At 60.1% G+C, this 13,450-nt stretch carries 13 protein-coding genes; 7 read left to right on the plus strand and 6 right to left on the minus strand.

The genetic code is table 11. The features are described from left to right. Positions 1-45 precede the first annotated feature (45 nt). Complete coding sequence (locus AC2FFD_RS02430; RefSeq protein ID WP_170343659.1) at positions 46-492, minus strand: DUF4174 domain-containing protein; 447 nt, start codon at positions 490-492, stop codon at positions 46-48. Between the two features lie 168 nt (positions 493-660). On the opposite strand from AC2FFD_RS02430, the gene scpA reads away from it, so the two are divergent. The 6 genes from scpA (at position 661) to AC2FFD_RS02460 (ending at position 6,124) form a co-directional block, all read left to right on the plus strand. After that, a complete protein-coding gene (scpA, locus tag AC2FFD_RS02435; protein WP_257599119.1) occupies positions 661-2,787 on the plus strand; it encodes a methylmalonyl-CoA mutase in 2,127 nt (708 codons plus the stop codon). Positions 2,788-2,892: 105 nt separating this feature from the next. Further along, positions 2,893-3,495 (plus strand): VOC family protein, encoded by a 603-nt coding sequence (locus AC2FFD_RS02440; RefSeq protein WP_170343661.1) that lies wholly within the window; start codon positions 2,893-2,895, stop codon positions 3,493-3,495. Then, on the plus strand, positions 3,492-3,980 hold the full coding sequence (locus AC2FFD_RS02445; protein WP_496871770.1) for a GNAT family N-acetyltransferase: 489 nt from the start codon (positions 3,492-3,494) through the stop codon (positions 3,978-3,980). The genes AC2FFD_RS02440 and AC2FFD_RS02445 overlap by 4 nt, the downstream gene beginning before the upstream one ends. Before the next feature lie 45 nt (positions 3,981-4,025). Then, positions 4,026-4,706: a molecular chaperone DjiA gene (locus AC2FFD_RS02450; RefSeq protein ID WP_170343663.1), complete on the plus strand. Its 681-nt coding sequence runs from the start codon at positions 4,026-4,028 to the stop codon at positions 4,704-4,706. 4 nt (positions 4,707-4,710) lie between these two features. After that, a complete protein-coding gene (locus AC2FFD_RS02455; RefSeq protein WP_480683875.1) occupies positions 4,711-5,712 on the plus strand; it encodes an endonuclease/exonuclease/phosphatase family protein in 1,002 nt (333 codons plus the stop codon). 37 nt (positions 5,713-5,749) lie between these two features. After that, positions 5,750-6,124, plus strand: a complete 375-nt coding sequence (locus AC2FFD_RS02460) for a hypothetical protein (protein ID WP_425078634.1) — start codon at positions 5,750-5,752, stop codon at positions 6,122-6,124. 12 nt (positions 6,125-6,136) lie between these two features. On the opposite strand, the gene AC2FFD_RS02465 is transcribed toward AC2FFD_RS02460, so the two are convergent. The 5 genes from AC2FFD_RS02465 to AC2FFD_RS02485 all read right to left on the minus strand — a co-directional run bounded on the left by AC2FFD_RS02465 (position 6,137) and on the right by AC2FFD_RS02485 (position 11,922). Beyond that, on the minus strand, positions 6,137-7,681 hold the full coding sequence (locus tag AC2FFD_RS02465) for a Ppx/GppA family phosphatase (RefSeq protein WP_425078633.1): 1,545 nt from the start codon (positions 7,679-7,681) through the stop codon (positions 6,137-6,139). A gap of 49 nt (positions 7,682-7,730) precedes the next feature. After that, positions 7,731-8,420 (minus strand): P-loop NTPase family protein, encoded by a 690-nt coding sequence (locus AC2FFD_RS02470; RefSeq protein WP_496871772.1) that lies wholly within the window; start codon positions 8,418-8,420, stop codon positions 7,731-7,733. Continuing rightward, the gene (locus AC2FFD_RS02475; RefSeq protein ID WP_170343668.1) at positions 8,421-9,494 is read right to left on the minus strand and encodes an AI-2E family transporter; all 1,074 of its coding nucleotides are present in this window, start codon (positions 9,492-9,494) and stop codon (positions 8,421-8,423) included. Positions 9,495-9,583: 89 nt separating this feature from the next. Next, positions 9,584-10,558 (minus strand): isopenicillin N synthase family dioxygenase, encoded by a 975-nt coding sequence (locus AC2FFD_RS02480; protein ID WP_480683879.1) that lies wholly within the window; start codon positions 10,556-10,558, stop codon positions 9,584-9,586. Beyond that, on the minus strand, positions 10,558-11,922 hold the full coding sequence (locus AC2FFD_RS02485; RefSeq protein ID WP_496871774.1) for an FAD-dependent oxidoreductase: 1,365 nt from the start codon (positions 11,920-11,922) through the stop codon (positions 10,558-10,560). The genes AC2FFD_RS02480 and AC2FFD_RS02485 overlap by 1 nt, the downstream gene beginning before the upstream one ends. A gap of 168 nt (positions 11,923-12,090) precedes the next feature. Here AC2FFD_RS02485 and proS point away from each other — a divergent pair, with 168 nt between their 5' ends. Beyond that, positions 12,091-13,431, plus strand: coding sequence for a proline--tRNA ligase (gene proS, locus AC2FFD_RS02490; protein ID WP_170343671.1), 1,341 nt, complete (start codon positions 12,091-12,093; stop codon positions 13,429-13,431). Positions 13,432-13,450: the final 19 nt, after the last annotated feature.

Raw genomic sequence — 13,450 nt, forward strand, 5'->3', positions numbered from 1 at the left:
GCCTCCGGCATTCCGTGCCGGGGTCTTTCGGGGTGGCGAAAGCGGTCAGCCACCTTCGCGCCGTTCGCGGATTTCGCGTTCGCGCAGTGGTGTCTTGTCGATGGACCGGCCAATCTCGCGCACGCTCCACGGAGAAGGTTTGCGCAGTTTGACCACGCCGTCCTTGTCGACGAATACCATCTGGAACCCACGCGGGCGCAGCTGTGACCGGATCGGCGACCGCGCCGATGGGTCGGTATCGGTCAGAACCACCACGTCGCGTTCACGCATTGCGGCTTCGCCTTCGAGCAACATGTCGATCTGTTGCTGGAACCGCGGGTCCGCCGGCGTGTCGGCAAAGACCACGATCGGGCGGCTGACCCAGAGAAAATCGCTGAGTTCGCTGTCACCTACCGGGCGGACAAAACTGTCTTCCGTCGTCGCCGTGCCATCCGCCGCCCAGACGGACAGCGGGATTAGTGTCGAAAAAACAAAGGCAAGCGTGCGTGTCATGTGGCCTCCTGTTCCTTCGAATATAGCCTCTGTGCCACCGATTGCGACCGACGATTTGTACCAAACACTCAAAATGTCGCGCTTGCGCCTGAATGAAACGGCCAAGCGCAAGACCTCAATGCGGAAGCTATCGACTGCCGCCATCCGAATTGACGAGAGGAAACCGAAATGACCGACACCAAGGATTGGAAAGCGCTGGCCGAGAAAGAGCTGCGCGGACGTCCGCTGGACGACCTGACCAAAGAGACGCTGGAGGGCATCGCGGTCAAACCGCTCTATACGCAGGAAGACACCGCCGGTTTGCCGCATATGGGTTCGCTGCCGGGCTTTGGTCCGTTTACACGCGGTGTGAAGGCCACGATGTATGCGGGCCGTCCCTGGACGATCCGTCAGTACGCGGGCTTTTCGACCGCCGAAGAATCCAACGCCTTCTATCGCCGCAACCTGGCGGCGGGCCAGCAGGGTGTTTCGGTCGCCTTCGATCTGGCCACCCACCGCGGCTATGACAGCGACCATCCCCGCGTGGTGGGTGACGTTGGTAAGGCTGGCGTGGCCATCGACAGTGTCGAAGACATGAAGATCCTGTTCGATGGCATCCCGCTCGATAAGGTCTCGGTCTCGATGACCATGAACGGCGCGGTGATCCCGATCCTGGCGAACTTCATCGTTGCGGGTGAAGAACAGGGTCATGACAAATCCGTCCTGTCCGGCACCATTCAGAACGACATTCTGAAGGAATTCATGGTGCGCAACACCTATATCTATCCGCCGGAACCTTCGATGCGGATCATCTCGGACATCATCGAGTATACCTCGAACGAGATGCCCAAGTTCAACTCGATCTCGATCTCGGGCTATCACATGCAAGAGGCCGGCGCGAACCTGGTGCAGGAGCTGGCCTATACCCTGGCTGACGGGCGCGAATACGTTCGGGCCGCGACACAGGCCGGGATGGACGTGGACAAGTTCGCAGGCCGGCTGTCGTTCTTCTTTGCCATCGGCATGAACTTTTTCATGGAGATCGCCAAACTGCGCGCCGCGCGCACGCTGTGGCACCGGGTCATGACCGAGTTCGGCGCGAAATCCGAACGGTCCAAAATGCTGCGGACCCACTGCCAGACGTCAGGTGTCAGCTTGCAGGAACAGGACCCCTACAACAACGTGATCCGCACCGCCTATGAGGCGATGAGCGCGGTTTTGGGCGGCACACAGTCGCTTCACACAAACGCTCTGGACGAGGCGATCGCGCTGCCCACCGACTTTTCGGCGCGTATCGCCCGGAACACGCAGCTGGTGTTGCAGGAAGAGACCGGCGTGACCGATGTGGTCGATCCGCTGGCGGGGTCCTATTACGTCGAAAGCCTGACCAATGAACTGATCGAGAAAGCCTGGGCCCTGATGGAAGAGGTCGAGGAAATGGGCGGCATGACCAAGGCCGTGGCCAGCGGCATGCCCAAGCTGCGCATCGAGGAAAGCGCCGCGCGCCGCCAGGCCATGATCGACCGGGGCGAAGAGGTGATCGTCGGGGTCAACAAGTATCGCAAGGAACAGGAAGACCCGATCGACATTCTGGACGTCGACAACGTGGCCGTACGCGAGGCCCAGGTCGCACGTTTGGAACGCATCCGTGCGACCCGTGACGAGGCCGCTTGCCAACAGGCGCTGGACGCTTTGACCAAGGCTGCCCAAGAGGGCGGAAACCTGCTGGCCGCTGCGGTCGAGGCCGCCCGTGCCCGCGCATCCGTAGGAGAGATCAGCATGGCAATGGAAAAGGAATTCGGCCGCCACCGCGCCGAAGTGAAAACCCTGGCCGGCGTTTATGGGGCGGCCTATGAGGGTGACGAAGGCTTTGCCGCGATCCAGAAATCTATCGAGGAATTCGCCGACGCCGAAGGCCGCCGCCCCCGTCTGCTGGTGGTCAAGATGGGGCAGGACGGTCATGACCGTGGGGCCAAGGTCATTGCAACCGCCTTTGCCGATATCGGGTTCGACGTGGACGTGGGCCCCTTGTTCCAGACACCGGCCGAAGCCGCGCAGGACGCGGTGGACAATGACGTGCATGTGGTCGGCATTTCCTCGCAGGCGGCAGGGCACAAGACATTGGCCCCGCAACTGGTGGAAGAGCTGAAAAAGGCCGGGGCCGAGGACATCATCGTGATCTGCGGCGGGGTGATCCCGCAGCAGGATTACCAGTTCCTTTATGATCATGGGGTCAAGGCCATCTTTGGCCCGGGCACCAACATTCCCGAGGCCGCTCAGGACATCCTGCGCCTGATCCGCGAAGCGCGCGGCTGACGAAGGTCAGGTTTTCTTCGAAACATCTTGCGATTGCGCCTCTTTGGCGAAAACATACGGCCAGATCCGCAAGGATCTGGCCGTAATACTTGCAGGAGGTGGCGCATGTTACTGGATCATCTGGCCGTCGCGGGTGAAACGCTGGAAGACGCAACTGCCCATATCGAACAAGCGCTTGGCGTTGCGCTGCAACCCGGCGGCAAGCACGAGACGTTCGGGACATACAACAAATTGCTTGGCCTCAGGGACGGTCTCTATCTGGAGGCGATCGCGATCGACCCGCAGGCGCAAACTCCGGGCAGAACGCGATGGTTCGATCTGGACCGCTTCGAGGGCAGCCCGCGTCTGACCAACTGGATTTGCAGGGTCGACGATATCGAAGCCTCGCTTTCCGTGTTTCCCGATGGTGTCGGGCAACCGATCGACCTGACCCGGGGGGCGTTACGATGGCGCATGGCGGTTCCGCCAACCGGGCGCTTGCCGTTCGACAATCTGTTTCCCGCACTTATCGAATGGCAGGGCGACCTTCACCCGGCCGACATGCTGCAAGACAGCGCCTGTCGGCTGCGGCGTTTGGTTGTGTACCACCCGGATGCATTGACGCTGGCCAGACATCTGGGTGCATTGGAATACGTGGTGTTCGACACCGGCCCGGCCGCGCTCAGGGCTGAATTCGAGACGCCCCATGGGGTCCGGGTGCTGGAATGATCATTCGCCCGGCCGTGGGGGCGGATGCGCCCGCAATCGCCAGGATCACCAATGCGATAATTCGCGAGTCCCTGATCACGTTCACGACCGATGAGCGCAGCACGACGCAAATCACCGAGGACATCGCGGCGCGGGGCACCGGATTTCTGGTCGCCGAACTTGATGGGCAAGTTGTTGGTTTTGCCACCCATGCCCCGTTTCGTGCGGGGCCCGGATATGCGCAGACGCGCGAACACTCGATCCAGCTGTCACCGGACGCGCGCGGAAAGGGCGTTGGGCGTGCTTTGATGCACGCGCTGGAGCAGGTCGCACAAACCGAAAGGGTGCATGTGCTGGTCGCAGGCATCTCCTCGGCCAATCCGGGTGCTGTGGCGTTCCACGCGGCGCTGGGCTTTTCGCAGGTTGGTCGCATGCCCGAAGTAGGGTTCAAATGGGGCCAACGGCTGGATCTTGTGCTGATGCAGAAAATTCTTTCGCCTGAGTGATCTGTCGCACCTGACAGTCCCGGATTGTGACGCTAGTCTATGCCCATGTCGATCTGGACCCGCATATCCGAAGCGCTCAGTGCGCTGGCCCAAGGCGAAAGCCTGACCGCAGTTTTTGAAAAGCTGCGTTCGCCCCCGGAACGTTCGGTGGCTTTCACGATTGCAGTGATTGCGCTGGGTGCAAAAATGGCCAAGGCAGACGGTCAGGTGACACGAGACGAGGTTACGGCCTTCCGCGATGTGTTCCAGATCGCGCGTGAAGACGAGGAAGGTGCCGCGCGGGTCTTCAACATGGCCCGCACGGATGTGGCGGGGTATCAGGACTATGCCCGCAAGATCGCCCGGATGTTTGCCGAAGACAGCACCACGCTTTGCGACCTGATGGAAGGGCTGTTTCACATCGCCATGGCCGATGGGTTCTACCATCCCAATGAGAACGCGTTCTTGGAAGAAGTGAGCAAGATCTTCGGGCAGACCGACGCTCAATTCAAAGCATTGCGGGCGCGATTTGTTCCGGATGCGCCAAAAGATCCTTACACGGTTCTGGGTGTGCCGCAGGACATGCCATTGCCCGATATCCGCAAAGTCTGGCGACAACTGGTCCGCGAAACGCACCCGGACGCCATGATGGCGCGTGGTGTCCCGGAAGAGGCGATCAGACTGGCCGAGAAAAAGATGATCGACATCAATCGCGCCTGGGATGAGATCAACGGCGCGCGGGCCTGACAGGATGCGGCTGGCGACCTACAATATCGAATGGTTCGCCAATCTTTTTGATCAAAAAGACAATCTGATTGTCGATGACACCTGGTCCGGGCGGCATGACGTCACCAAGGCGCAGCAGGTCGAGGCGATTGCAAAAGTGCTGACCGCGATTGACGCAGACGCGGTATTGATCGTCGAGGCTCCGAACACCGGCAAACGCCAGAATACGGTGCGGGCCCTGCAAACCTTTGCCGAGGCGTTTGATCTGCGCACCTCTGACGCGGTGATGGGGTTTGCCAACGACACCCATCAGGAGCTGGCGCTGCTTTACGACAGGACCGTTCTTACCGCGCGCCATGATCCCAGGGGTGACATCGACGACCCCTTGGCCCCCCGGTTTGATGGCGAGTTCAGAATCGACCTGGATATAGATGCGACCGAGGATGTTGTGCGGTTTTCCAAACCACCGATGGAATTGGCGGTGACCACGCAATCGGGCCGCGAGGTCCGGCTGATCGGAGCTCATTTGAAATCAAAGGCTCCGCATGGGGCTGGGTCGCGGGATGAGGCGATCCGTATCTCGATTGCCAACCGCCGCAAGCAATTGGCACAGGCGGTCTGGCTGGCAAGGCGGGTCGAGATGCACGTTGCAAACCAAGAACCCGTCATTTTGCTGGGAGACCTGAACGATGGCCCCGGGCTGGATGAGTTCGAGCACCTGTTCGGCCGGTCTTCGGTCGAGATTTTGCTGCAAGCGGGTTTGTTCGATCCGCACGCGGTGACGGCTCATGGTTTTCGGCCCGGATCGATACCTTCCACGGCCCGCTTTGCCCGTCCGGAAGAAGGCAGGTTTCTCGAGGCTCTTCTGGATTATATAATGATTACCCAGGATCTGCGTGCCTACCGTCCGGCCTGGCGTATTTGGCATCCGTTTCGCGACGCGTTCTGCTGGTCCGCACCGGACCTGCGACAGGCGCTGTTGACGGCGTCGGATCATTTCCCGGTCACGCTGGACATCGACCTGTGACCTTTCACGCCTGCTGCAGGGGGACTATATATCAGGTATGAAACACGTTTTGCTGATCAGCATGATCACGGCTGGCATTGCCGCACCCGCCATGTCGCAGGAGGACAACAGCAAATCCCTGATGGAGCAGGGGGCCGAGTTGTTCTTCGAAGGTCTGCGCAAGGAAATGGAACCGGCGCTGGATGAGCTGCTGGGCCTCGCGGATGAGTTTGGCCCGGCGATGCAGTCGTTCTTGCGGGAAATGGGCCCGGCACTGGCCGAGCTGGGGGCCGAGATCAAGGACTGGAGCGCTTATGAAGCGCCCGAGATCTTGCCCAATGGTGACATCATCATCCGCAGGAAACAGGCCGAGGGACCGCCAGAGCCTGAAAACGAAGATGAAGCGTTGCCCGAAGGCGCAACTGATATCTGATCGGATCGATGGTCAGCCCCTGATGATCACGCGCGTTTCGGATTTCAGGGCGTTTGCCAGAGAATTCAGGCGCGCTTCGGCAACTTCGCTGAACAGGGGGGCCGCTGCTTCGGGCAGGTACAGCTCCAGCTCGCGCTTTTTGGGATAGAATTTCAGGCGACCCATATTGGCGTCATTATGCATCCAAAGCATCGCGCCAAAGCGCATCGCCTTGCCCAAAATCTCGGCCTCTTTCTGGCCTTTTTCGTCCAGCAGATCATACAAGGGCGCAAACCGGTTGCCTTCGCGTTTGTTGCGATACCGGTGCTGCAAGGCCAGCCCGATAAAGACACGTTCGGAATGCTTCAGACCACCCAGATTGGCGCGGGTGACGTTGTCGAAACAGACTTCGGCCCGGTAATCGGGATGAGCACGCCAGCTGACATCGTGCAGCAGGCACGCAGCCTTGATCAGTCGAACGCTGCTGGGGGGCGCTGATTTGAACAGCGGCATCACGAAATCATAGAGGTTGCGGCCAAATCCGGGCAGGCGGGCATCCTTGGATTCGGCAAAAAGGCTTGCTTCGATCAGCGGGTCCCGGTCGCGCAACTCCTGCGACATCTGTTCATACAGCAATCCCTCACGGATCCCATAGCTGGATATGGCGATGTCCTTCGGTTTGAACGTTCGGATCAGCCGGGCCAGAACATCCATCGCGTAGGGGATGAGCGACATCCGCGAGCTGGATACACCGGCCTGGCTGCGCAGTTTTTCATGATCGTTCTTTTCAATGAACTTGATCGTTTCACGAACCTGTTTTGTCGTCATCCGGTATTCATGCAGCACGTTCAGCGGATAGCCGCGCCGCAGCATGTCCAGCCGGGCAAAGGCCCGCCAGCTGCCGCCAACCAGGAACAGACGATCCCGCTGCGGACCCATCTCATCGCGCAGCTTTTCCATCGTATTTTTGATATGAGCCTTGCGTGCACGCCGTCCGCCCTTGATATCGCGCAGTTTCAGTGGCCCGAGCGCCGAGGTCAGGCGGCGGCCCACCTGACCGTCCCCGATCTCGGCCAACTCCATCGAAGATCCGCCGATGTCGCAGATCAGGCCATAGGCGCCGGGCCATCCCAGCAGCACACCCTGAGCTGAAAAACGGGCTTCTTCTTCCCCGGTGATGACTTCCACGTGCAGCCCGGTTTCCGCCTTCACCTGATCGCAGAAATCCGGTCCGTCCTTTGCCTCGCGCACAGCAGCCGTGGCCACGACATGCAGGCCCGGCAATTCCAGATCAACCGCCAGATTCTGAAACCGTCGCAGCGCCGCCAGCGCGCGTTCGCGCCCACGCGGATTCAGCCGCCCGGTCTCGGACAGGCCCGCGCCCAGTTCACACATGACTTTTTCATTGTAGAAATAGGCCGGTGATCGGGCCGCACCGTCAAAGATGACCATCCGGACCGAGTTGGATCCGACATCGACAACGCCGACACGCGACAAAGCCCGGGTTCCAGGCTCGTCGAACAGTGGCTTTCCGAAAGGTCCCCAGTCAGGGATGTCGGTTGCTGCGGTCTGATCCATGTGTCTTCCAGGTAATGCTGTGTGAGGATGCGAAATTGGCGGGTGCGGGTCAATCACCCGTCTCGATCTCATCCGGGCTCATGTGCAGAACCCGCACGGCCAAAGTGCGGGTGATGTCGCGCTTTTCCATGAGGGCCAATTGATCCAGTTGCGCCACCACGTCGGCCGCAGTTTCAAATCGCCGATCCATGTGTTTGACGAGATAGGCGATTACCTCGGGGCCGGGGTTCAGCTGCCGATCTACGAACAGTTTGGCCAGAACCGCGCCCAGCAATGCATCGTCGGGCGGGTCCAGCGCCACGTGATGGGCACCTTCGACCCGGCTTTGCAGGTCCGCCAGCGGCAATTCCCAGAATTTCGGGGCCAGCCGACCTGTCATCAACAAGGCGTGCCCTTCGGCCAGAACCAGATTGTGCAGGTGAAACAGCGTTTTCTGCTGTTCGGCATCGTCGGCGATCATGGGCACGTCTTCGACGGCAATCGGCCTGCGTGCCAGATCCGGCACGTCGTCATACCGCAAATCGGCGGCCTGAATGATGCGCCCGCCGGTTTCCGCGGCCCAGACATGTGCCAGGTGGGTTTTACCCGCGCCAGCCGGACCGGTCAGAACAAGCTTGTTTCCCGGCCAGGATGTGGCCGAGATCATCGCCACAGCCAAAGCATTGGCAGGCGACACAAAGAAATCCTCACGCCCGAGCGCAGTCTTGGCGGGCAGATCAAAGCTGAGTTGTCGGGGCATTTACTCGGTTTCCTGATCCTGACCTTCAAGACCGGTATAAAGTCGGCTGTCCAGGTACAGCGATGTGGCAAATCGGGCCAGCACGCCCAATGCGGCGGCCACGGGCACGGCGATCAGCATACCGACAAAGCCGAACAAAGCCCCAAAGACAGACAGGGCCAGCAGCAGCCAGACCGGGTGCAGCCCGACAGAGTTGCCCACCAGCTTGGGTGTCAGGAAATTCCCCTCGGTGACCTGTCCGATGGCAAAGATGCCCGCGATCAGCCCGATATGCGCCCAATCACCCCAGAACTGAAACAGCGCCAGCCCGATCGCCAGCGAACCACCGATCAGGGCGCCCAGGTAAGGGATGAACGTGACCAATCCGGCAATGAAACCCACGATCAGGCCAAATTGCAGACCGGCCAGCATCAGGGCAACCGCATAATAGGTGCCAAGGATCAGGCAGACCGTTCCCATCCCGCGCACGAAAGAGGCCAGCACGGCGTCAATCTCACCGGCCAGCCGCCTGATGGTGGGGGCATGGTCACGCGGCAGGAGTTCTCCGATGCGAGCGATCATGCGATCCCAGTCCAGCAGCAGGTAAACAGCCACGACGGGTACGATCACCAGCAAGACGACGATGTTGATCGCAGATCCAAGCGACGCGAGAACCGTTTGCAGGACATCCCCGGTCTTGGATTTCAGCATGTCGCCGAAGGACACCAGCATCTGATGAGTGTTTGATTCCCGGTCCAGCAGCGACGGGAACTGTTTTTCAATGAACCCGCGCAATTGCTTGAACAGATCGGGCAGAACGTCGATCAGATCCAGCAACTGGGTAATCAGGGCAGGTACGACCATCAGGACCGCCAACATAAATCCCAGAACGCCGATGACCGTAATGATGGCTGTGGCTGCGACGCGCGACAGGCCCAACCGCTCCAGTCGATCCGCAACGGGATCAAGAAAATACGCAATTGCTCCGCCAATGACGAAGGGCAGCAGGACATCCCCCAAGGCCCAGAGGATCAAAACAAAAACCGCAGCGACGATGCCCCAGTATCTCAGCTGATCCTTTACCGGCAAAGCCATGGCAATCCCCTTGTTCAGGCCCTTGCAGGCGTTCTTGGCGCATCAAAGCCCATGATGCAAGCGCTTCATTGGGAAGGGCTTTGCCGGTATCAATCGTACAAGGTCCCCAGTTCCGGGGTGTCTTCTTCTGCGGTTTCATCGGGCCAGTTGGTGCGCCAGATTTCCGCCGACCAGTGACCACAATGAACCGCTGGGCGGTCAAAGCCGGGCAGGGCGGGCAACAATGGCTCAACAATGACGTCATGGCGGGGTACGGCGAAATAGGGGAACGAGTACCGTTCCTTGCCCGATCTGTTCACCACCCGGTGTGGCGTGGACTTCAACCGCCCGCCTGACCACAGCTCCAGCATGTCGCCGATATTCACCACAAAACCGCCGAGTGGGCAGTCAGGTGAAATCCACTTGCCGCTGCGGGTCTGCACCTCGAGCCCGCCCACCGGATCGGGCGCGATGATGGTCAGTGCGTCCGTATCCTTGTGCGGATGGATGCCATAACCCGCTTCATCCGCAGCCTGCGGGGGATAGTGCAGCAATGTCATATTGGTCATCGGGTTTCGGAACGCGTCGCGCAAAATGCCAGAGGTCAAGCCTAGGCCGGATTCCAAGGCGCCCAACAACACATCAGTGACCTGATCCAATTGACGCCAATAATCCAGGATGACCTCTTTTGCCTCGGGGACTTCAGCGGGCCACAGGTTCGGGCCGTACAGGGCACACTCGGCGCGCACGGGGTCGGTGGCGGCAACCTCGTGGTGCAGCTTGTAACCCTCGTATTTGTCGGCTTTGCCGGATCCATCGTTGGGTGTGAAAAAACCCATCGGGATATAACCGCGATAATTCTCGCGTGTGATGGCCTGATCCCATTTGCGGGCTTCATTGATGGCAAAGATCTCTCGTGTGGTCTGACGGACCTGATCCACCGTCTGCTGGGACACACCTGTTCCGGTGATGGACAGAAACCCGATCCCCGTGCAGGCCTCAATAATGCTTTGTACCGTTGCATCAAAGGCTGCGCTGCCAGGATCGGACAGCGGCGAGATGTCTATTGTCGGAATTCTGTCCATCAGTGAATCCTGACCCCCTGACGCTCTAGTTCCGTGTGAACAGGTGCCTGGTTCAATTGATCCAGGTCCTGATTGCTTTTCAGCGACATCGCGGCTGCAACGCCCGCGCCCTGACCCATGACGGCGCAGCAGGCCATGTTGCGCGTGGCGGCATGGGCCACCCGGTCGGCACCGTGTGACCGCCCCGCGACCAGCAGGCCCCTGACGCCCCTGGGCAGCATCGAGCGGTACGGAACCTGCATGTACCGCCCCGTGGTCGGCAGGATCAGGATGCCATACCCGTCGATGAATTCGGGGTAGATGCCGATCGTATCCTCGAACCGGCCCTGATGGCGGGCGTCGTTTTCGGTCATGTTGTATACCGCATCGATTTTGCGGGTGTCGCGAATGCCGATGGTCATACCGAAATTCCGCAGCCGAGCGTTCGCGCAGCCGGGCATGAACCGGCGCAGGGCTTCGATGGCCAACATTGACTGGCGCCGACCTTCGATTTCACCGCGCGTCAGGCTGTCGGGGTCGGTCCCGTCGATCCCGGCCAGGTGGATGAGGTTCATGTAGGTCAGTTCGCCCGTGTCATGCATCGCGCCCCAGGTGCCGGCGATGGTGTTCAGATGCGGCGGGATCAGACCTTCATCAATCGCCTGCTGGAAGGGCTTGTGCACGAAGGGTGAGAACATGTCGTCCTCTTTGCCGCTGGTTTCGATATTCCACTCACCGCCGCCGCCCCAGTCCTTGTAGGTCTGCGGGTCGGCCTTGACGCCCTCGATAAAGGCGCGCTTGTCCACTCCGGCCAGGTGGAACATGACAGAGGCGGCCATCATGTCCTCCCGTGGCGTTTTATGCGTCGGGGCCCCCGCGCGATGGGCCACATCGGCGTCGCCGGTTGCATCGATTACCACCTTGGCCAGTATCGCCTCGCGCCCGGCCTTGGATTCGGTGATGATGCCGATGATCCGGTCCCCTTCCATGACGGGGGCGACGAATTGCCGGTGCAGCATCGGGTGAACACCCGCCTCTTCGACCAGCTTGTCCGCCACCAGCTTGAACCCTTCGCTGTCCAGTTCATAACTGAGCGACTGGCTTTCGGGCACCGCCGCGCCCATCTCTTTGGCGCGGGTTTCGAATTCCATCCCGATGCCGCCGGCCTCGACGGTTTGCTCGTGCCGGTACCACGCGAATCCTTCGACGCCGACGGCGGTGATGTTGCCGCCCATGCACCCGAACCGGTCAACCAGCGAGACGTCCACACCTGTCCGCGCTGCGGCCAGTGCTGCGGCCAAACCGGCAGGACCGGACCCGACGACCAGCACGTCTGTAGAGTGGACAACGGGAATGCTGCGGGCGGGTTCCTGAATGGTCTGCATCAAGGCCTCATGGGTTTTGAGTTTGCGCCACAATTGGAATTCCCGATTGCAGGGTCAATCAAAAAACCGACTGACGCGAAGTCGCAAAAACACCAATGCCCGATTGCCCCCGGCGGTGGTTTGACATAATCACCTTTGAAGTCGAAATTTACCTTTGAAGGTTAACCCATGCGCCTCAGCCGTTACTTTCTGCCCGTTCTCAAGGAAAACCCGTCCGAGGCCCAGATCGTCAGCCATCGGCTGATGCTGCGTGCCGGGATGATCAAGCAGGCCTCTGCCGGGATTTATTCCTGGCTGCCGCTGGGCTTCAAAGTGCTGCGCAAGCTGGAAAATATCGTCCACGAAGAACAGGCGCGGGCGGGTCACATCGCGATTCAGATGCCCATCATCCAGTCGGCGGATTTGTGGCGTGAATCCGGACGCTATGATGATTATGGTCAGGAGATGCTGCGGATGAAGGACCGGCATGACCGTGACATGCTGTTCACACCCACAGCCGAAGAACTGGTGACCGATATCTTCCGTGGCCACGTGAACAGCTACAAAGACCTGCCGCTGACCCTCTATCAGATCCAGTGGAAGTTCCGCGACGAAATCCGCCCGCGTTTCGGCGTGATGCGGGGCCGCGAGTTCTATATGAAGGACGGCTACAACTTCGACCTCACCAAGGAAGACGCGCTGCACGCCTATAACCGCCATCTTGTCAGCTATCTGCGCACCTATGAACGTATGGGCCTTCAGGCGATCCCGATGCGCGCGGATTCCGGGCCCATCGGCGGCGATGACACCCATGAGTTCCTCGTGCTGGCTGACACTGGTGAATCCGAGGTCTTCTATGACAGCGCCGTTACCGACCTGACCTTTGGTGATCGTGAGATTGACTATGACAGCCGCGAACAATGTCAGGCCATTCTGGAAGAGTTCACCTCGAAATACGCGCGCACGGATGAAACGCATGACGAGGCGCTGTTCAATCAGATCCCCGAAGAACGCCGCCGCGTGGCGCGTGGTATCGAAGTTGGGCAGATCTTCTACTTCGGCACGAAGTATTCCGAGCCGCTGGGTGCGACCGTGCAGGGCCCGGATGGAAAACCGGTTCCGGTGCATATGGGCAGCCACGGGATCGGTGTCAGCCGTCTGGTCGGCGCGATCATCGAAGCCAGCCATGACGACAAAGGCATCATCTGGCCCGAGGGCGTGACCCCGTTCCATTGCGGCATCGTGAACCTGAAGCAGGGTGATGAAGAAGCGGATGCCGCCTGCGACAAAATCTATAACGCTCTGACGGCCTTGGGGCTGGAGCCGCTTTATGATGACCGCAATGAACGGGCAGGGGGCAAGTTTGCGACCATGGACCTGATTGGTCTGCCCTGGCGGATCACGGTCGGCCCGCGCGGTCTGAAGAATGGCGTTGTTGAACTGACCTGCCGCCGGACCGGCGATAGCGAGGAACTGAGCCCCGAGGCGGCCGTTACCAAAGTTGCTGAAATCTACCAGCAGATTGCCTGAGCACCGTCACCGGTGACGG

It is taken from the genome of Ruegeria sp. YTSC002 (assembly GCF_059609845.1).